This window comes from Nannocystis pusilla (assembly GCF_026626665.1).
Taxonomy (GTDB): domain Bacteria; phylum Myxococcota_A; class Polyangia; order Nannocystales; family Nannocystaceae; genus Nannocystis; species Nannocystis pusilla.
Window position 1 is genome coordinate 408,718 of the sequence record NZ_JAPNKE010000002.1, and the last position, 19,043, is coordinate 427,760.

Sequence of the window (19,043 nt, forward strand, 5' to 3'; positions counted from 1 at the left end):
AGGACGGCGCCGTGGTGCTGCTCACCACCGACATGGAACACGCGCTGTGCGATTCGCGGGCGTGGATGCCGAACCACGCTTCGGTGGTCGTCCGCCGCGCCGGTGAGGTGCTGGCCGCCGAGGCATGGGCGCCCGACTACGACGTGTGTCGCAGGGAGTTCTGCCGCCGGACGTACAGCAGCTCGCACGAGATCGTCCTCGACTGAGTGCACCGCCGGTCCTGTCGATTCGCTGCAGGGCGCTCGTCGCGTGCAGGCGCTCGCCCGGACGCGCGGCCGAGCGGTCGCGGTGACGCGCACTTCCGCACGCCGGGGACTGGCGCGCGGCGATCGACGCCGGCGCGGTTTTCGTGCCACAAGGCGGTCATGCTGCTGACCCGCGCCGAAGCGACCGGATACCGCGAGACCTCCCTGCACGCCGACGTGATGCGCTTCGTCGCCGGCCTGCGCGCGCGAAACGACCGGCGCCTGCACGTGACCGAGTTCGGCGCGAGCCCCGGCGGCCGCGAGCTGCCGCTGCTCGTGCTCTCGCGCGACGGCGTGCGCACGCCCGAGGAGGCGCGCCGGAGCGGGCGGCCGGTCGTCCTGATGCTCGACGGCATCCACCCGGGCGAGGTCGAGGGCAAGGAGGCGAGCCTCGCGCTGGTGCGCGACCTGCTCGACGGCAAGCACCCCGACTGGCTGTCCGAGTTGGTGCTGCTGGTCGTGCCGCTGTTCAACCCCGACGGCAACGACGCCCTCGACCCCGCCAACCGCCGCCTCGACCTCAAGAAGCTCGCCGGTCAGCCGGGCCCGGTCGTCGGCACGCGCACCCAGAGCGAGGGCATCAACCTCAACCGCGACTACCTGCGCCAGGCCGCGCTCGAGATGCGCCTGCTGCAGCAGGGCGTGTACATCCCGTGGGCGCCCGACCTGACGATCGACAACCACGCGACCAACGGCTCGGTGCACCGGTTCCAGATGACCGTCGACGTCCCGCACACCGTCGAGTCGGGCCGCGCCGAGCCGATCGCGTTCATGCGCGAGCGGCTGGTCCCCGACGTGATCGCGGCGGTGCGCCGGCGCGGCTTCGAGAGCGGGTGGTACGGCAACTTCGTCGAGGACGAGCAGGTCCTCGACGCCGGCGGCGACGTCGACCCGTCGGCGGCCGTCGGGCTCGGCTGGATGACTTACCCGCACCACCCGCGCTTCGGCTCGAATTACCGCGGTCTCACCAATCGCCTCGACCTGCTGCTCGAGTGCTACAGCTATTTGCCGTTCGCCGAGCGGGTGGCGACGGCGTCGGCGTGGCAGATCGAGACGCTGAATTGGGCCGCGCAGCACGCCGCGGAGATCCGCGACGTCGTGGCCGCGAGCGCCCGCCCGCCCGAGCGCGTCGCGGTGCGCTACCGGCTCGAGCGGTTCGCCGCGCCGATCGAGATCCTCACCCGCGAGCCGCGGACGCCCGACGGCGCGCCGGTCTCCGTGACGATCCCGCACCACGCGAGGTTCGTCGGCACCACGGTCGTCGATCGCCCGCGCGCCTACCTCGTGCCGCCGCCGATCGCCGCGCACCTGCGCCAGCACGGCCTGCGCGTCGAACCTGCGGCCGGCGCTCACGACGTCGAGGTCGCCCGCGTCGCGGCGATCGGCGCCGAGGGCGGGCGCGCGATCCTCGAGGCGGCCCGCGTCGGCGAGGTGAGCGTCGAGTGGCGCAGCGAGGCGCGGGCCGCCCCCACGGGCTGGTCGCGCGTGGACACCGACCAGCCGCTCGGGGCGATCGCGGTGTACCTGTGCGAGCCCGAGAGCGACGACGGCGCGGTCGAGAACGGTCTTCTGCCCGCGCCCGCCGTCGGCGACGAGCACCCGGCCTGGCGCGTGCGCTGAGCGTCAGCCCGCGAGCATCAGCGCCCGATACGCCGGCGACCGCTGGAGCGCCTCGATGCCCGGCTCGGCCGCGACCCGCCAGCGCGGATGGCCGAGCTCGAGCGCGCGCCGGATGCACGCCAGCGCCTCTTCCGTGTGGCCGAGTCGGGCGAGCGCGACGCCGCGGTTGTGGTGCCCCCATTCGTACTCGGGCTCGGCCGCGATCGAGGCCGCGTGGATCTCGGCCGCGCGCGCGGGGTCGCCGTTCTCGCCGTGAAAGGCGCCGAGGTTGTCGCGGAGGACGATCCAGCCTGGCCGCAAGGACAGGCCCGTCTTCGCGCACGCGAGCGCCTCGTCCAGCCGCCCCAGCCGCGACCAGGCGGCGGCGCGCAGGTTCCACGCGTGCGCGCACGGCTCGCTGTGCGGCGCGAGCTGGGCGAGCGCGCCGGCGGGGTCGTCGAAGGCGAGCAGCGTCACCGCCAGCTTCATCCGCACCGTCGCGCAGTCGGGGATCAGGGCCAGCACCGCGTCGCACGCCGCGAACGCGGCGGCCCGCTCGTCGGCCAGCAGCGCGCCGTCGATCGCCGGCAACGCAGCCTCGACGTCCGCCCGCGTCCACGTCCCGCCGCGGACCAGCGCTCGCTCGAGCAGCTCCTGCCGCCGCGCCAGCAGGTCGTGCAGCGCCTCGACGGCCTGACCGGTCCAGCCGTCGTCCACCACGAACCTGTCCGAGAGGACAGCCACCCGGTCGAGGTCGCCGTCGACCCCCGCGCGCGCCATCCCGAGCAGCATCTCGGACGGGTAATAATCGGTGTCGGGATCCAGCGCGAGCTGCCGGCGCCGCAGCTCCTCGGCCGCCGACAGCGCCTCGCCGAACCGGCCCGCCCGCAGACCGGCGCGGGCGAAGTCCGCCAAGTGGCCCAGCGACGCGAGCTCGTTGCGCAGCACCAGGATCTGCTCGTCGAGCCAGCCCTCGTACCACGCGACGAACGAGCGGCAGGTCCGGACCATTCCGAAATCGCAGGCCAGCCACACCTCGCCGCGGCGCTCGCCCGCGACGACGAGCAGCGAGTCGCTGCCGCAGCCGTCGGTGCCGAGCATCACGCAGCCGTCGCGCTCGCTCCAGTCCGCCGGAAAGTCGGCCTCGATGCGGTGCGCGACCTCGCGGCTCGCCTCGACGTCCGCCTGTCGCAGCAGCCACTCGATGTCGGACGAGTCGGCGGACGCGTGCGCCGCCGGGCCCGTCGGCAAGAACGGCCTGGCGGGCCGGCCCTCGCGCAGCGCGAGCGACAACCGGTACAGCGAATGATAGCTGATCGGTCCGGCCCCGCCGTCGCCGATACGTACGAGGAATTGCGCGTAGTCGGACGGCAGCGCGACCGCGTACTCGCGCTCGAAGGCGTCGACCGTGGCGAGCGCGAGCGGCGGGCGCGTCTCGAAGCCGAACGGCGACGAGTGGCAGCGCGACCCGAGCGCCCGCAGCTCGGCGAGCTTGAGCGCGATGCGGTGAATGTCGTCCCGCGGCTCGGGCTGCACGATCGCCGTCACCGCCCCGCCGAACGCGTCGTCGCGGTGCGGCACGCCGAGCCAGGCCGCCAGATCGCGGCCGAAGCTGCTCGTCCAGCCGGCGTCGGACATCGAGAAATCATCGTAGTTGTAGGTCGGATCGAGCCGCGCGACCTCGTCGTGCTCGTCGAGCGCGACCACCGGTTCGCCGCCGATCCGCTCGATCCGGACGCCGCGGCGGACCCAGTCGTCGGCGACGAAGGACACGACCGCTCGCACGTCGCGCAGCGCCACTTCGTCGCCCGCGAATCGCAGCAGCACGCGGGTGAGGTCGAGGCGGACGGCGGCGCGCGACCACACGACGCAGCCGAGCTCGTCGGCGACCCACACGAATTCGTGGCCGCCGTGGCACGCGCCGATCCGCAGGCCGCGGCGGCGCGACGCCGCGGCCGTCGCGTCCCTGTCCGCCGCCTCGCCCTGCGCCAGCAGCCGCGCGCCGGCCGACGACACCGCGAAGATGGCGAACACCGCCTCTCCGGGCCGCGACGTGTCCCACGCCGCGAGCTTCGGCCCCGGGCTCGCCAGCGCCGCCTCGACCGAGTCACCGGTCATCGCGGCCCCTCGCTCGTCGCAGGTGAAGGTCGGCGCGACGAAGTACGAGCACCCGGGCGATCCATGTCGCACGGTATCACCCGCCTCGCTCCCGGCTCAAGTGCTCGCGCGCGCGTCGCTCGGGGGAGCCGAGCACCTCACGGACAGAACTTGCTCAGCGCCGGGCAGTAGCCGGCGACCACCTCGCCGGCGATGTCCCAGCCGTCGGCCTTCAGGGCGATCGTGAACGAGATGTGGGCGTCGGGCATGATCGGCGTCATCTCCGGCGCGCACCCGAGGGTGTCCTCGGAGCCGCTGTCATATTCGAGGACGGTGAGCTCGCCCGTGACGCTCGCAGACTGGCCGTCGAAGCGCGCCGTCACCTCCGCAGGGCCGGTGCCGATGAAGTCGTTCGGCCACATGCCCCTGTAGCTGCTGATCATGATCTCCAGGTGGTCGACGCCGTCCAGCTCGAACGATGGCGCCTCCACGCCGGATGCCTCGGAGTACAGGTAGAGGAACCGCGCGCCGCCGCATTCGCCGCCGGAGATGCCGTAGGCGGCCCACGGCAGGGCTCTCGTGCCGACCGGCGTCTGGGCCTGCACGCTCGACGTGGGCTCGTCCGGAGCGACGCAGCACGGCGCCGCCTCTCCGGTCGTGCTGCCCTCGGTGGCGGTCGATTCGCCGCTCGAGGTGTCGTCCGTCATCGAGGTCGTCGCGCTCGTGCCGTCGGTCGTCGTGGATCCCTCGGTGGTCGGCGCACCGGTGGTCGGCACCTCGGTGGTGGACGCCGTGCTCGTCGACGGGCTCGGCGTGTCGGTCGACGAAGCGGTCGTGCTCGACGGATCTGGGTCCGTCGCGGTCGTGCCGCCCTCCGGCGCCCCGGGTCCGCACGCCGCCGTCATCCACCCACAAATCGCCAATCGCTGCATCCGTTGCATCGACTGCATCCTAGCATTCGAGCCAGCCCGGCCCGGCGCAGGTCTCGTGCCTTGCTTCACGCGAAAGGCCCGCGAGACTCTGTCTCGCGCGACGGATTCATGCCGGCCTGGCCATCGCCCTCCGACTGCTCGCGCTGGCGACGACAGGGGGCTCGCGCGTTCATGCAATCACGAGCCGCATCCTCCGCTGCAGGTGCAGTCGAGGCAGCCGTGTACGGCACAGGTGCCGCACGAGCGGGCGACCTGCTTCTTCAGCGCATCGCGGGCGCGAAACACCCGCACTGCCGCATTGTTCGGGGTGATGCCCGCCTCGGCCGCGTAGTCCTTGACCGCGAGGCCGTCGAGCTCGATGCGCCGCAGCGCCTGCGCGTACTCCGGCTTCAGCGTGTCGGCGAGCCGCGCCACGCACTGACATACCGCGCCGCGCAGCTCGGGAGCCGGTTCGACCGCCTCCTCGAGCTCGGCCGCGAGGGCGTCGAGGCGCCGGCCCGCCGCCGCGTCGCGCCGCCGGCGATCGATCACCGCGTTGCGCAGCAGCCGGTAGAACCAGGCGACCGCGGCCTCGTCGTCGCGCAGGCCGCCGAGCTTGTCGAGGCCGCGCACGAACGCGTCCTGCAGGATGTCCTCGGCGACGGCTCGGCTGCCGACCCGCATCTGCAGGAAGGCGAGGAACTCGCGGTGGTTGGCGACGAGCCGGCTCACCACTTCAGGCGTCGGCTTCGATTCGAAGTGCGTCTCCTGGGCGCTCATGACCTGTGTTCTCCTCGTGTGTGCCTGCATTCGCTCCAACAGGGCTGACGCAGCGGTCGGCGGGGCATTACACCGGCGGCCGACGACCGCCCGGGGTCAAGCCGCGGTGAAGCGCCGCAGGCGCAGCGAGTTCGTCAGCACCGACACGCTCGACAGCGACATCGCGGCGCTCGCCAGGACCGGGGACAGCAACCACCCGGTCCACAGGTACAGCGCCCCGGCGGCGATCGGGATCCCGATCACGTTGTAGACGAACGCCCAGAACAGGTTCTGCCGGATCGTCCGCAGGGTCCGGCGTGCCAGTCGCAGGGCGACGGGCAAGCTCGAGATCCCGCCCTTCAGCAGCGCGATGTCGGCGGCCGCGAGGGCGATGTCGGTGCCGGTGCCGACCGCGACCCCGACGTGCGCGCCGGCCAGCGCGGGCGCGTCGTTGACCCCGTCGCCGACCATCGCCACCACCCGACCGCGGGCCCGTTCGTCGGCGACCACCTGCGCCTTGTCTTCGGGGCGCACCTCCGCGATCACGCGGTCGATGCCGAGCTCGGCCGCGATGGCCGCCGCGGTGCTTCGCCGATCGCCCGTCACCATCGCCACCGCGATCCCCATGTCCCTCAGGCTGGCCACGGCCTGCCTCGCGCCCGCGGTCGGTCGATCCGCGACTGCGACGAGGCCGGCCAGGGCGCCGTCGACCGCGACGAACGAGGGGGTCCGGCCGCGCCCCGCGAGGCGCTCGGCCTCGGCCTCCAGGCTCGCTGCGTCGACCCCGCTGCGGCCCAGCCACGCGCTCGTGCCCACGAGCACGACCCGGCCGTCGACGCTGCCGGCGATCCCGAAGCCCGGCTCCATGCGAAAATCGCTCGCCTGCGCGGCCCGGACCCCACGCTGCTGCGCGCCCTCGACGATGGCCCGCGCGACCGGATGTTCGCTCTCTCGCTCGACCGCGGCGACCCGCGCCAGCAGCTCCGCGGCGCTCCAGCCCGGGGCCGGCACCACGTCGGTCAGCTCCGGCTTGCCTTCGGTCAGGGTGCCGGTCTTGTCGAGCAGCACGGTGTCGACGCGGCTCGCCGCCTCGAGCGCCGCCCCGCCCTTGACGAGGATCCCGAGCTCGGCGCCCCGCCCGGTGCCGACCGCGACCGCGGCCGGGGTCGCCAGGCCGAGCGCGCACGGGCACGCGATCACGAGGACCGCGACGAAGCGCTCGAGGGCCGCCGCGAAGCCCGCCGCGGACGGATCGACGGCGAGCCAGGCGAGCAGCGCGACCCCGGCGATCCCGAGCACGATCGGCACGAAGTAGCTGCTGACGACGTCGGCGAGCCGCGCGATCGGGGCGCGCGAGCCCTGCGCCTGCTCGACGGCCCGGGCGATCCGCGCCAGCGCCGTCTCGCCGCCCGTGTGCGTCACCCGCACCACCAATGCGCCGCTCTGGTTCAGCGTCCCGCCGAACACCGGCGCGTCCTTCGTCTTGTCGACGGGGATGCTCTCGCCGGTCAGCATCGACTCGTCGACGGCGGACACGCCGCGGACGATCACGCCGTCGCTCGGGATCCGCTCGCCAGGGCGCACGAGCACGTGATCGCCGGGCACGAGTGACTCGACGGGGACGTCGTCCTCGCGGTCGCCGACGAGCCGCCGCGCCGTCTTCGGCACCAGCGCGACGAGGCCGCGGACCGCGTCGGACAGGCGCCGGCGCGCCCGCGTCTCGAGCAGCTTGCCGAGCAGCACGAAGCTGATGATCGCCGCGGCTGCCTCGAAGTACAGGTGCGGCAGGACCCCGTGCTCGGCGTGCGGGAACAGGCCGGGGAGCGTCAGCGCGACGGTCGAGTAGACCCACGCGGCGAGCGTGCCGATGCTGACCAGCGTGTTCATGTCGGCCGCGCCGTGGCGCAGCGCCTTCCAGGCCAGCCGCAAGAACCGACCGCCGGGACCGAACACCACCGGCGTGGCGAGGCCGAATTGCAGCCACCGGCCGAACGCGCCCGCGGTGCCTGGAATGGCGCCGTGCGACATGGCCACGACCAGCAGCGGGACGGTGAGCGTCGCGGCGAGGATGAAGTCGCGGCGGAGCCCTCGCTGTTCTCGCTGCTCGGACTGCTCGAGCGCCTCGGCCCGGGTCGCCGCTTCGGAGCGGGCAGCCGGGGCGGCGGCGAAGTTCGGCACCGAGTAACCGGCCTGCGTGATCGCCTCGACCAGCGCGCGCGGCGAGGTCGTGTCCGGCGCGAACTGTACGGTCGCCCGCTGCGTGACCAGGTTGACGGTCGCCTCGGTCACGCCCGGCACCGCGCGCAGCGCCTTCTCGATCCGTCGGACGCAGTTGGCGCAGGTCATGCCCGCGATCGGCAGCTCGACGCTCGTGGTGCTGGCGGTCGCGGCGCGCGGCACCTCGTAACCGGCGTCCTCGACGGCCCGGGTGAGCGCGGCTGGCGTCGCCGTCGATGGATCGAAGGTGACGCTCGCGCGCCCCGTGACGAGGTTGACGTGCGCCTCCTCGACGCCGGGCACGGCCTTGAGGGCGCGCTCGACCCGGCTGACGCAGCTGGCGCAGGTCATCCCCTGGATCGGCAGGTCGACGCGGGAGGCAGCGTCCTCGGGCGTCGCGGTTCTCGCAGTGACGTCGGTGCTCGGCATGGTTTCCTCGACTCGCTGACGCCGCACCCCGCCGGGGATTACAGCTCGCTCGGCGGGTGAAGCGCAGACGTGGCCCTGTAATGCGCTCCGGCCCGTCGCGTCTGCTCGATGCGAGCCGCGAATTTCTGCGCCGCAAGGAGACCTGCCATGAACACGCATCAAGAAACTATCCTCGATGTCCCGGGCATGAGCTGCCAGTCGTGCGTCCGCCACATCCGCGAGGCCCTGGGAGAACTGGACGGGGTCGCCGAGGTGGAGGTCCGGCTGAGCGACGGCAAGGTGCTCGTGCGCCACGACCGGGACAGGGTGACCGTGAACCACGTGATCGCGGCGCTGCGCGAGGCCGGCTACGAGTCGTCCCTCGCAGCGGCCGCGTGAACATCCGCGCGCGCCGGGCGACCGGTGTCGGTGGATATCTCGCGACGTCCGGCGCGAGCAAGCTCCGCGAAGCACCGGTGGCGCCCTCATCGACGACGGCGGCGCCCCCCGTGGCGCCGCTTCGTCGCTCCGCGCTGTACAGCCCGGCGCTCCGTCCGATATACGGTCGGAGATGTCGAGCCTCTCGCGCTTCGCGTTCCTTCTCACGTGCGTCGCGGCGTGTCGGCCGACGCCGGGGCCGTCGGTGACGACCCCGGCTGCGACCGGCGTCGCCTCCGAAGCGGCGCCCGGCGAGCGCGCGGGGCCGGCCGGGGCGCCGGACGGCAAGCGCGAGGTGGTCGAGACCACCGTCTTTCACCTTCACAAGTTCCTGCAGCGCATCGGGGTCGAGCGCGACACGTACACGCGCGACGGCGCGGGCCAGCTCGAGGCAAAGGCGTCGTTCGGCTTCCAGGATCGCGGCAGCCAGGTGACGCTCGCGGCGTCGTTCCGGCTCGGGCCCGACGGCGCGCCGCGTGATTATCAGGCGTGGGGCAAGACCTCGCGGATGTCGTCGATCGACGAGCGCGTCCTCGTCGAGGCCGACGGCACGTTCATGCACAGCCGCGTCGGCGAGGCGCCCGTCCGCGGCACGCCGTCCGGCGCGTACGTCGTCGCTTCGGGCTACGCGCCGCTGCTCGCCCAGGACCTGCTGCTCCGCGCGTGGGTCGCCCGCGGTCGCCCTGCGACCATGACGCTGCTGCCCGCGGCGACGGTGACGATCGAGTCGCGCGGCAAGCAGGAGCACGAGGTCGAGGGCAAGCGAGTGATCCTCGAGCACGTGAGCGTGCGCGGGCTGGTGTGGGGCCGCGAGGACGCGTGGCTCGACGACGCCGGCAGGCTCGTCGCGGTGGTGACGCGGGACGCCGAGTTCGATCACTTCGAGGCCGCGCGCGAGGGGTTCGTCGCGCTCCTGCCGGAGCTCGTGTCGCGCGCGGGCGCCGACGGCGTCGCCTGGCTGTCCGAGGTCGGACAAGCCGCGGCGCGAGGGCCGGCCGGAGCGGTCGCGCTCGTCGGCGCCGACCTCGTCGACGGCACCGGTCGGCCCCCGGTGCGCGACGCGGTGGTCGTCTACGACGGCGACAAGATCGTCGCCGCGGGGCCGCGGGCGTCGACGCCGATCCCGCCCGGCGCATCGACGCTCGATGTCTCCGGCAGCACGATCCTCCCTGGCCTGTGGGACATGCACGCGCACGTGCAGCAGGTCGAGCAGGGCGCCGCGTATCTGGCGGCCGGCGTCACCACCGTGCGCGACCTCGGCAACATCCTCGAGTTCGTGACCGGCATCCGCGACACCCTCGACGCGGGCAAGGGGCTGGGGCCGCGGATCCTGGTGAGCGGGATCGTCGACGGCGACGGTCCGCGCGCGCTCGGGACGGTGCGGATCCAGCGGCGAGAAGACATCGCGCCGGTGCTCGATCGCCTCAAGCGCGCCGGCTGCCTCGAGGTGAAGCTCTACTCGAGCGTCGCGCCCTCGCTGGTGCGGCCGATCGCCGAGGCGGCGCATCGCCGCGGCATGCGGGTGGTCGGGCACGTGCCGGAGGGCATGAGCGTCCTCGAGGCCATCGCGGCCGGCTACGACGGCGTCAGCCACGTGCAGTTCTTGTTCGATCCGCTGTTCGCCCCGGGCGAGGCCGGGAAGCTGTCGCGCGAGGCCAGAGGGCGGCGAATCGCCGACGCCGACGTCAAGGCGCCTCCGCTCGCGCAGGTGGTCCGCGCCTTCGCGGCGAAGAAGGTGATGCTCGACGACACCCTCGCGCTCTACGAATTGATGACTCACACCGCCGAAGAGAACGCCCGCCGCGAGCCCGGCCTCGCCAAGCTGCCGCGGGAGCTCCGCGGGCTGTTCGACGGTTCGTCGCCCGCGCAGGCGGAGCTCGACGGGGCGATCTTTTCCAAGTACCTGGCGGTCGTGGGGGAGCTGCACCGCGCCGGCGTCCCGATCGTCGCCGGCACGGACATTTCGGTGCCGGGCCATTCGCTGCACCGTGAGCTCGAGCTGTACGTGGAGGCGGGGCTCTCGCCGATGGCGGCGATCCAGGCCGCCACCAGCGTCCCGGCGCGCGTGATGGGCATGCAGGCGCAGGTCGGCACCGTCGAACCGGGGAAGCGGGCGGACCTGGTGCTCGTGGCCGGCGATCCGATCGCCGACATCCGCAACGTCCGCAAGGTGACGGCCGTGGTCACGCGCGGCAAGATGTACGATCCCGCCGCGCTGTGGCGAATCGCGGAATTCACCCCGTGACCGGGATGAAGCGGGACCGATGACCGTGCCGCCGACGAGCCTCGACACGCCGCTCGCGCAGGGCGTCGCGCTGTTCAACGCAGGCGCTCATTTTGCCGCCCACGAGGCCTGGGAAGACCGCTGGCGCGTCGCCACCGACCCGGACGAGCGCCGCCTGCTGCAGGGCCTCATCCAGGTCGCCGCGGCCCATCACAAGCTGCGCGTGCAGGGCAAACCCGAGAGCGCCGCGCGGCTGCTCGCGCGCGGCCTGGCCAAGCTCGACGCGTGTGCGCCGGACGCCGGCGGCCTTCGGCTCGCCGACTTTCGTGACGCGACGCGGGCGTGGTTCGCCGCCGAATCGCCGCAGCGCGTCGCGGGGCCGCTGCTGTCGTTCCGCCGGTGACCCCATCGTCGCCGACGAATCATCACACGGCGCCGAGCGGGCGCCTCACTCGCGCCGTGGGACGAGGCGCCCGCCGACCGCGAGCTCGAGGTCGCTGCGGGCGACCCAGTAGTCACGCAGGGCCTCGACGTACTGGCGATGCGCCTCGATCTGGTCCGAGCGGGTCTCGAGCAGCTGGTAAGTGCCCACGAGCATCGCGTTGTACTGCAGCAGCGTGAGGTCCGTGATCGACTCGGCGCGCGGCAACACCGTCTTCTGGTAGTGCTCGACCTTGCGGCGCGCCGCGACCAGCTCGGCTCGATGCACGCGGATCTCCGAGCGCGCGTGGATCGCCGCGTCCTGCAGCCGGTGCTGGGCCTGCCGCAGGTACGCCTGGATGCGCGCGATGTCGGCGTGACCGGGGTCGAAGATCGGCAGCTGCAGCGCGAGCGAGCCGCCGAGGACCGGCTCGTGGCCCGCGTCGTTGCCGACTTCGTTGCGCATCACGAAGCCCGCCTCGATCCCCGTCACGATGCCCCGTCGACGCAGCCCGAGGGCGTGGGCGATCGACTTCACCTCCACGCGCGCCGCGGAGAGATCGAGTCGGTCGGCGATCCCTTGCTGCTCCAACCGGCCGAGCTCGGCCTCGTTTGGCAGGGCGTCCGCGAGCGGGCCCGCGAGCTTCCAGGCGACGTCCTCTCCCACAGCCCGAGCAAGCGGGTCAGCGCCTCGCGCTCGACCAGCGCGGCGAGCTCGGCGTCGGCGAGCTCGATGCGGGCCCGGTCCAGCGCGGCGGCGAACAGCTGCTGGTCGAGCGGGTTGATGTTGCCGGCGTCGAGCTGGCGCTGCGCCAGCTCGTGAGCGACCTCGGCTGCCTGGGCGCGGCCGCGGTACAGCTCGAGCATCTGCTCGGCCGCCTGCGTGCGCACGAACGCCACCTTGACGTCCCGCGCCAATATCAAGGCTGCCTGGCCGACCGTCACGATCGCGTGATTCAGCCGAGCCTGCGCCAGGCGCCGCTTGGCGGGGATCAAGAACGCGCTGAGGAGGCTCTGCGTCAGCGAGAGCCCGCCGCCGAGGCCGTAACCGCGGGTCGAGTCGACGAGGTCGCCCGCGATCACCGGGTTCTCCAGCAAGCCCGCCTGCACCAGCTTCGCCTGGGCGACCCCGAGCTCCTCGAGCACGGCCCGCAGCTCACGGTTGTTGAGCATCGCGACCTGCAGCGCGCGCTCCTGCGTCAGCGGCTCCGCGGTGAGCTCGGCGACGCGGTCACGCACGCGGGCGCGGCTCTCCGCGTCCTGCTTCTCGGGGACCACATCGGCCAGCCCGACGCGGGTCTCGACGATCTCCCCGACGTCTCGCCGTGCCCGGGTCGGCTGGACCGAGGCGCATCCCAGGAGCGCAGCCACGAGCGACAGAATGAGAGCATGGGTCTTCATCGCCGCGTACCCTCCTGCCGGGGAGGAGCTCCGGGCTCGACTCCGCGTCGCGGAGACGACGAGCTCGCGCCGCTGTCGTGGCCTGCGTGCTCGGAGTGAGGATTTGTATTCGCGGGCTGCTCCGAGGCACCGCCACCATGGCCCATGTGCCCGTGCCCGGCATGGTCCATGGGCTCGTGCCCGCTGTGAGACTCGGCCGGCGCGTCGGCGAAGGCCGAGACCTCGTACGGATTCGCCTGCGTCTCGTACGGCGCTGCAGGGGCGTTCGGGTCGGCCGGATCGGCCCCCGGAGGCTCGGGCGGAAGGCCTGCGCGGCAGGCCGACAGCGCCGCGAGCAGCGAGGCGAGGAGACGAGCACGACCGTGTCGGATGAGAGCACCGCGAATCGGAGTTTCACGCCTGGATGCCGTCACGAGCCATGTCCTCCTTCCTTGCGAGAGCGGCGACCGTGCCCGGCGGGTGCTTGTACCAGCCGGGGTCCTGGTTCCCGTCGCCGATGTCCTCGTCGCGCACCTTGACGATGGTGAACATGCCTCCCATCGTGATGTCGCCGAACGGCCCCTTGGCGCCGACCATCGGGATGCTGTTCTTCGGGACAGGCATCCCCATCTCGGCCATGTCGCCCATCCCGCGCTCGCCCATCGGCATGTAGCCGCGGACGACGCGGCCGCCGAGCGCGCCGACCTTGCGCGCGTCGACGCCGATCATGTTCGGCAGGTCGTGTCCCATCTGGTTCATGACGTGGTGGGTCATGTGACAGTGCATCGCCCAGTCCCCGGGCGCGTCGGCGACGAACTCGACATCCCGGGTGCTACCCGTGGGCACGAGCACCGTGGTCTCCGACCATTGCGCGGACACCGGCAGCCGGCCGCCGTCGGTGGCCACGACCTTCCAGTAATAGCCGTGCAGGTGGATCGGGTGGTGGTCCATGGCGCTGAGGTTGCCGAAGCGGATCCGCACTCGCTCGCCGGTGCGGCACACCAGCGGCGCCGTGCCCGGGTACGCCTTGGCGTTCATGGTGAGGACGTTGAAGTCCGTCATCTCGTTCGGGTCGGGCCGCCTGGCGCCCGGAACGATCTTCCACTCGCTCAGCATGATCACGAAGTCCCGGTCGACCCGGTGGCCCTGCGGCGCAGGGCGGGGGTGGACGACGATCATGCCCAGCATGCCCAGCGCCATCTGGGTCATCTCGTCGTGGTGCGAATGGTACATGAAGGTCCCGGACTGCTTGAAGGTCCATTCGTAGCGGAACGTCTCCCCCGGCGCGATCGACCGTTGATTGAGGCCACCGACCCCGTCCATGCCGTTCGGGAGGAAGACGCCGTGCCAGTGGACCGTCGTCGGCGCGGGGAGCTTGTTGGTGACGTAGACCCTCACGCGATCGCCTTCGACGGCCTCGATCGTCGGTCCGTGGACCCGGCCGTTGTAGCCCCAGCACCGCGCGCGAAGGCCGGGGGCGAACTCGTGATCGACCTCCTCGGCGACGAGGTGATAGACCTTCACGCCGTCGACGATCTTCCAGTCCAGAGTGGCCCCCCCGGGCGTGACGGTCGGCTGGTAGTCGCGCCCCGGCAGTCCCGGCGCCCGCGCGGCGGAGGTCCCTCCGCCGCTGTAGCTCGACTCCCACTTGTGAACAGGAGCCGCAGCCTGCGCCTCTCGACTCGCCAGAGCGGAGGCTGCGCCCCCGAGGGCCGCGCTGGCCACGAGGGCTTGGCGTCGACTGAGTTTCATGTCTTTCATGATCGTCCTCGAATTCTTGCGATGCTCAGGGGCCACGCACGTCGTGAGTCCTTACAATCTCGTCTGGCCAAGCGCCAGGCGACAGGCTCGACGAGAGGCGTCGCTACCATCGTGATCGAACCCGGGTCTTCGGACCCGGGTGACGCTCGGCGTCTTCGCGGGGCCTCGATCGAGGCCCCGGAGCGTCACGGGAGCGTGACCGTGATCTCGTCGGAGACGGCCTCTCCGGCGGCGTTGACGGCCTTGACGCGGTAGACGTAGCTCTTGCCCGACATGACGTCGGTGTCGTGATAGGTGACGGAGTCGAAGGGCAGCTCGATGACGGGCGAAAAGTCCGCGTCGCCGTCGGCCCTGTTCTCGATGATGAAGTTGTCTTCGTTGTCCGAGGCGTCCTTCCAGGTGAGGTGGACGCCGCCCTCGAGGATGTCGCCCGCGAGGTCGGTCGGCGCCGCCGGCGGCGCCACGGCCGTCGTGGTCGGACTCGAGCCCTCGCCCGTGGTCGAGGTCGTCGTGTCCGCAGTACCTCCGCCGCCGTGCGTGCCCGCGTGAGTCGTGGCATCGGTGCTCTTGTGGTCCTCGCCGCAAGCGGCGAGGAGGACGGTGAGGATCAAAGCGAGCGGGGCGTAGCGTCGGTGTAGCATGGGGGCTGGCCTTCCATTGGACGGCAAGGACGATGGAGCATTACGCAGAAAATTTTCGCTGTTGCTGCGGTCGGGATCGCTGACGAGGACGGGCGCGGCAACCGCGGCGCCCGGCCGCCGGCGCCGCTCACGGCGCTTCTCCGACCTGCAGGACGCCCATCATGCCGCGCTCGGCGTGCTCGAGGATGTGGCAGTGGTACATCCACAGGCCGGGGTTGTCGAAGTCGACGGCGATCCGCACGGTCGACTTCCGCGGCACGTTGACGGTGTCCTTCCAGCCGAGGTGCGGCTGATCGAGCACCTGAAAGAAGGTCCCGTGCAGATGGAAGGGGTGGTCCATCTCGGCGTCGTTGACGATCTCCCACACCTCGATCTCACCTGTCCCGACGACCAGGCGCGTGACGTCGGGGTAGGCCTCGTCGTTGATGAAGAAGCGCGGCTCGTCCGCGGGGCCCGCGGGCTCCTCCTCGGACAGGGTGAAGCTGCGGCGCGGCGTGGCGGGCGTCACCGGCAGCGGCTCGACGTCGCCTCGCGGTTCGGGTGACCTCGGCGCAGGGTTCGCAGGAGGGGCGGTGAGCGCGAAGGTGGCGAGGGGCCGCGGGCCGAGGTCCGGCAGCGCGTGGCCGCGGTCGTAGTGCTGCGTCTGCAGCTCGATCGTGTCGCCCTCGGCGCCCCCGAGCTCGACGAGCAGCTCGTAGCGCTCGCCGGGCGCGATGAGCAAATGGTCGACGTCGTAGGGCTCGGGCAAGACACCGCCGTCCCAGCCGATGACGCGCAGGGAGTGCCCGGGCAGGCTGACGTCGAAGTAGGCCCCGTTGGCGCTGTTCAGCAGGCGCCAGCGCTCTCGCCCGCCCGCGGGGGCTTCGAGGCGCGGGAGCCTCTCGCCGTTGACGAGGAGCACGTTGCCCTGGCGGCCGACCATGAGGTCCAGGCTGGTGATCGTCGGCGAGCTGGCCGCTCGACTCGACCTTGACGTCGTCGAGGACGAGGACGCGGTCGGTGTCGACCGGGAATTCGTCCTCGCCGAGGACCACGATCGGCGCGTAGAGGCCGCGCTCGATCTGCTCGTCCGCTCGCAGGTGCGGGTGGAACCAGAAGGTGCCCGCCTCGGTGAGCGTGAACTCGTAGGTGAACGATTTCCCGGGCTCGACGGCCATCTGCGACACGTTGCTGCCGTCGTGCATCGCCCGCACCTTGATCCCGTGCCAGTGCAGCGTCGTCGGCTCGGGCAGGTCGTTGCGAAAGTGGACCGTGACGTGGTCACCGACCTTGCCGAGCAGCATCGGACCCGGCACGCGGCCCTCGTCGCCGTCCACGTTGCCGTCGCGGTAGGCCCAGACGTCGGCGGGCTTGCCGGGGAGGAAAGCCCACCGACCCGGCGCAGCGACGACGCTGACCTCGATGGCGTCCGGAGCCGGATCGACGTCGAGCAACGGCGCCGGGCCGAGCGGCGCCTCCAGGGTCCTCGTCGGCGCGTCGCCGTTGCAGGCGAGCAGCACGAGCGCGCTCGTCATGGCCAGGATCTCGGAAGCACGCATGATCTTGAACCGTCGGGCTAAGCACGGGGCGTGCCAGTCCGGGTCTTCGCGAGATCCTTGGCGAAGCGAAGCCACGCGCGCGGGCAACGCGGGCCCAGCCTGAGAATATTCTGCAGCGGCCTTCGACATTTGTGATGAGCAGGCCGCGGCGGCAGTGGGCGTCCGAGGCCCCAACAGGGCGCCGTGCTGCTCGGGGCGCTTGCCGGGTCGGCAGCGAACGCGGCGCTTCGCGCGTGCCGGAAGAGGGGCGGGGCGCTACGTTGAGAGCCCCGTATGACGCTCGAGATCGATTTCGCCGACCCGCAGGTCCGCCAGGATCCTTATCCGCTCTACGCCCGCCTGCGGCGAGAGGCGCCCGTCGCCTCGATTCGCCTGCCGTTCTTCGGCCGCGTCTGGTTGCTGTCGCGCTACGACGACGTGTACAGCGCGCTGCGAGATCCGCGTCTCGTGAGCGACCCGCGGAACGCCGGCGCGAATCGATGGCGCCCCGATCAGTGGTGGCTCCCGCCGGTGGTCCGCACGCTCAACACGTCGATGATCTCGCAGGACGAGCCCGGGCACCGCCGGCTCCGCACGCTCGTCCAGGGGGTGTTCACCCCGCGGCGGATCGAGGCGCTGTCGGGCCCGATCGAGCGGTTGACCGCGACGTTGCTGGATCGGGCCGCGGCGCGCGGCTCGGTCGATCTGATCGCCGACTTCGCGCTCCCGCTGCCGTTGACGATCATCTCCGAGATGATCGGGGTGCCGGAGGCGGAGCGCATGAAGCTGCGCCGCTGGATGAACGCGATGGTCGAGAACAGCGGAGCGAGCCTGCTCAACATCGTGCGCCAGATGCCGAGCCTCCTCCTGCTCGCTCGCGCCCTCCGCCGCCTGATCCGGCTCCGCCAGGCCGAGCCGGCCGACGACCTGGCGACGGCCCTGATCCAGGCCCGCGACCGCGACGACAAGCTGACCGAGGACGAGCTGGTGGCGATGCTGTTCTTGCTGATCCTGGCGGGGCACGAGACGACCGTGAACCTGATCGGCAACGGCACGCTCGCGCTGCTGCAGCACCCCGATCAGCTCGAGCTGCTGCGCGCGCCCGGAGCTGATCCCGAGCGCGGTGGAGGAGCTGCTCCGCTTCTCGAACCCGGTCGAGCAGCCGCCGCCGCGCTTCACCCGCGAGGAGGTGACGATCCGGGGCGTCACGATCCCGCCGGGCGAGGCGGTGATGCCCCTGCTGGCCGCGGCCAACCGCGACGAGGCGGCGTTCGAGCGCCCCGATCGGCTCGACATCACCCGCGAGCCCAATCGTCACGTCGCGTTCGGCCTCGGCCTTCATTATTGCCTCGGCGCGCCGCTGGCCCGTCTCGAGGGGAGGATCGCCCTGGTGGCGCTCGTCCGGCGCTTTCCCCGGCTGCGCCTCGCCGTCGACCCTGCCCGGCTGCGGTGGCGGAGCTCGATCAACCTGCACGGCCTGCGCGCGCTGCCGCTGCACCTCACGTGAGGGACAGGCCGACCGGCGGGCGCGTGTACGACATGGCCTCATCGACATGTCGAACAGGACATGGCGAAAAGGTCATTGTTTTAAAGAAGAACATGTCCTCCGGGATATGTTGAATAGGACATGTCTCGCGGCGCCGCTCGTCGCCCCGTCTGGGGCGTTCGTGCGCTCGGCCGCGGTGGCCCCATTGGGGCGTCGCGCCATCAGCGGTGGTGGTGTTGGAGCGCGTGACCGGCGGCGGCCATGTAACGGCGAGACTCGGACTCGTCGATCGCCAGGCCGAGCTCTCCGTGCTGGTACGCGAGCCCGAGCGCCTGCAAGGCTTCGGGGTGCTCCATGGCGGCGGCGCGCCGATACAGCGCGACCGCGCGGGCGTCGTCGCGTGGCAGGCCGGCGCCGGTGCGGGCGGCGCCTGCGAGCAAGAACATCGCGTCGGCCGAGCCGGCGTCGACCGCCACCTCGAACCATCGCACGGCCTCGACGGGGTCCGCCGGCACGCCCTTGCCGCTCTGGCTCATCCGTCCGAGCTCGTAGGCGGCGCTGCCCGGACGCGCCGCCTCGGCCCGCAAGAACCAGGCCCGGGCCTGACCGGCGTCGGCCGGCAACTGGGCCGAGCCGCGAAGGTATCGCCGCCCGAGAGCGACCGCCGCGTCGACATCGCCGGACTCGGCCGCGGCCGTGAGGGCCGCGAGCGGTGGTTCCTGCGCGTCGTGGGCAGCGTGCGGTGATTCCTGCGCGTCATGGGCCGCGTGGGCGTCGTGGGCCGCGTGGGCGTCCCGGGGCCCGTGAGCGACGTGCGGCGCTCGCTCGACGGGCGCCGCTTGCCCGGCCGGGGCGACGGCCTCGCGCGGGCCGGGCGCTGGACGCTCCTCTCGCGCGCACCGGCACAGGGCCAGCGCGGTCACGAGGACGACAGGGATCG

Annotated in this window: 16 protein-coding genes and 2 pseudogenes; 7 read left to right on the forward strand and 11 right to left on the reverse strand. The window is 72.2% G+C overall.

Features of this window, described 5'->3' with window-relative positions:
- The first annotated feature begins 11 nt into the window (after positions 1-11).
- A complete protein-coding gene (locus OV079_RS01985; RefSeq protein ID WP_267765895.1) occupies positions 12-206 on the forward strand; it encodes a hypothetical protein in 195 nt (64 codons plus the stop codon).
- A gap of 159 nt (positions 207-365) precedes the next feature.
- Positions 366-1,865 (forward strand): M14 family metallopeptidase, encoded by a 1,500-nt coding sequence (locus OV079_RS01990; RefSeq protein WP_267765896.1) that lies wholly within the window; start codon positions 366-368, stop codon positions 1,863-1,865.
- Between the two features lie 3 nt (positions 1,866-1,868).
- On the opposite strand, the gene OV079_RS55500 is transcribed toward OV079_RS01990, so the two are convergent.
- From OV079_RS55500 to OV079_RS02010, 4 genes are all read right to left on the reverse strand, one after another.
- On the reverse strand, positions 1,869-4,034 hold the full coding sequence (locus OV079_RS55500; RefSeq protein ID WP_267765897.1) for a tetratricopeptide repeat protein: 2,166 nt from the start codon (positions 4,032-4,034) through the stop codon (positions 1,869-1,871).
- A 65-nt stretch (positions 4,035-4,099) separates the two neighbouring features.
- Positions 4,100-4,882, reverse strand: coding sequence for a hypothetical protein (locus tag OV079_RS02000; protein ID WP_267765898.1), 783 nt, complete (start codon positions 4,880-4,882; stop codon positions 4,100-4,102).
- A gap of 168 nt (positions 4,883-5,050) precedes the next feature.
- The gene (locus OV079_RS02005; RefSeq protein WP_267765899.1) at positions 5,051-5,632 is read right to left on the reverse strand and encodes a sigma-70 family RNA polymerase sigma factor; all 582 of its coding nucleotides are present in this window, start codon (positions 5,630-5,632) and stop codon (positions 5,051-5,053) included.
- Between the two features lie 96 nt (positions 5,633-5,728).
- Positions 5,729-8,257: a heavy metal translocating P-type ATPase gene (locus OV079_RS02010; RefSeq protein ID WP_267765900.1), complete on the reverse strand. Its 2,529-nt coding sequence runs from the start codon at positions 8,255-8,257 to the stop codon at positions 5,729-5,731.
- 147 nt (positions 8,258-8,404) lie between these two features.
- Between OV079_RS02010 and OV079_RS02015 the strand changes: the two genes are divergently transcribed.
- From OV079_RS02015 to OV079_RS02025, 3 genes are all read left to right on the forward strand, one after another.
- Positions 8,405-8,635, forward strand: coding sequence for a heavy-metal-associated domain-containing protein (locus OV079_RS02015; RefSeq protein WP_267765901.1), 231 nt, complete (start codon positions 8,405-8,407; stop codon positions 8,633-8,635).
- Between the two features lie 172 nt (positions 8,636-8,807).
- Positions 8,808-10,919 carry an amidohydrolase family protein gene (locus OV079_RS02020; RefSeq protein ID WP_267765902.1) on the forward strand — a complete coding sequence of 704 codons (2,112 nt, stop codon included), beginning with the start codon at positions 8,808-8,810 and terminating at the stop codon, positions 10,917-10,919.
- 19 nt (positions 10,920-10,938) lie between these two features.
- Positions 10,939-11,301, forward strand: a complete 363-nt coding sequence (locus OV079_RS02025; protein WP_267765903.1) for a DUF309 domain-containing protein — start codon at positions 10,939-10,941, stop codon at positions 11,299-11,301.
- A 45-nt stretch (positions 11,302-11,346) separates the two neighbouring features.
- Here the strand turns inward: OV079_RS02025 and OV079_RS02030 are convergent, their stop codons facing one another.
- From OV079_RS02030 to OV079_RS57105, 6 genes and pseudogenes are all read right to left on the reverse strand, one after another.
- Positions 11,347-11,862 (reverse strand): TolC family protein, encoded by a 516-nt coding sequence (locus OV079_RS02030; RefSeq protein WP_267765904.1) that lies wholly within the window; start codon positions 11,860-11,862, stop codon positions 11,347-11,349.
- On the reverse strand, positions 11,853-12,689 hold the full coding sequence (locus OV079_RS02035) for a TolC family protein (RefSeq protein ID WP_267765905.1): 837 nt from the start codon (positions 12,687-12,689) through the stop codon (positions 11,853-11,855). Before OV079_RS02035 ends, OV079_RS02030 begins: the two co-directional genes overlap by 10 nt.
- Positions 12,690-13,112: 423 nt before the next feature.
- Complete coding sequence (locus tag OV079_RS02040) at positions 13,113-14,450, reverse strand: multicopper oxidase family protein (RefSeq protein WP_276602586.1); 1,338 nt, start codon at positions 14,448-14,450, stop codon at positions 13,113-13,115.
- Between the two features lie 194 nt (positions 14,451-14,644).
- Complete coding sequence (locus OV079_RS02045; protein ID WP_267765907.1) at positions 14,645-15,100, reverse strand: fibronectin type III domain-containing protein; 456 nt, start codon at positions 15,098-15,100, stop codon at positions 14,645-14,647.
- A gap of 127 nt (positions 15,101-15,227) precedes the next feature.
- Entirely contained in the window at positions 15,228-16,022 is a 795-nt protein-coding gene (locus tag OV079_RS02050; protein WP_267765908.1) for a multicopper oxidase family protein, read from the reverse strand.
- A 160-nt stretch (positions 16,023-16,182) separates the two neighbouring features.
- Positions 16,183-16,767 (reverse strand): annotated as a pseudogene (locus OV079_RS57105) (multicopper oxidase domain-containing protein); the annotation flags it as partial.
- A gap of 702 nt (positions 16,768-17,469) precedes the next feature.
- Between OV079_RS57105 and OV079_RS57110 the strand changes: the two are divergent.
- Positions 17,470-17,646: pseudogene (locus OV079_RS57110) on the forward strand (cytochrome P450); the annotation flags it as partial.
- 94 nt (positions 17,647-17,740) lie between these two features.
- Positions 17,741-18,124, forward strand: a complete 384-nt coding sequence (locus OV079_RS02065) for a cytochrome P450 (RefSeq protein WP_267765911.1) — start codon at positions 17,741-17,743, stop codon at positions 18,122-18,124.
- Positions 18,125-18,324: 200 nt separating this feature from the next.
- Here OV079_RS02065 and OV079_RS02070 read toward each other — a convergent pair whose 3' ends face one another.
- Complete coding sequence (locus OV079_RS02070; protein ID WP_267765912.1) at positions 18,325-19,026, reverse strand: tetratricopeptide repeat protein; 702 nt, start codon at positions 19,024-19,026, stop codon at positions 18,325-18,327.
- Positions 19,027-19,043: the final 17 nt, after the last annotated feature.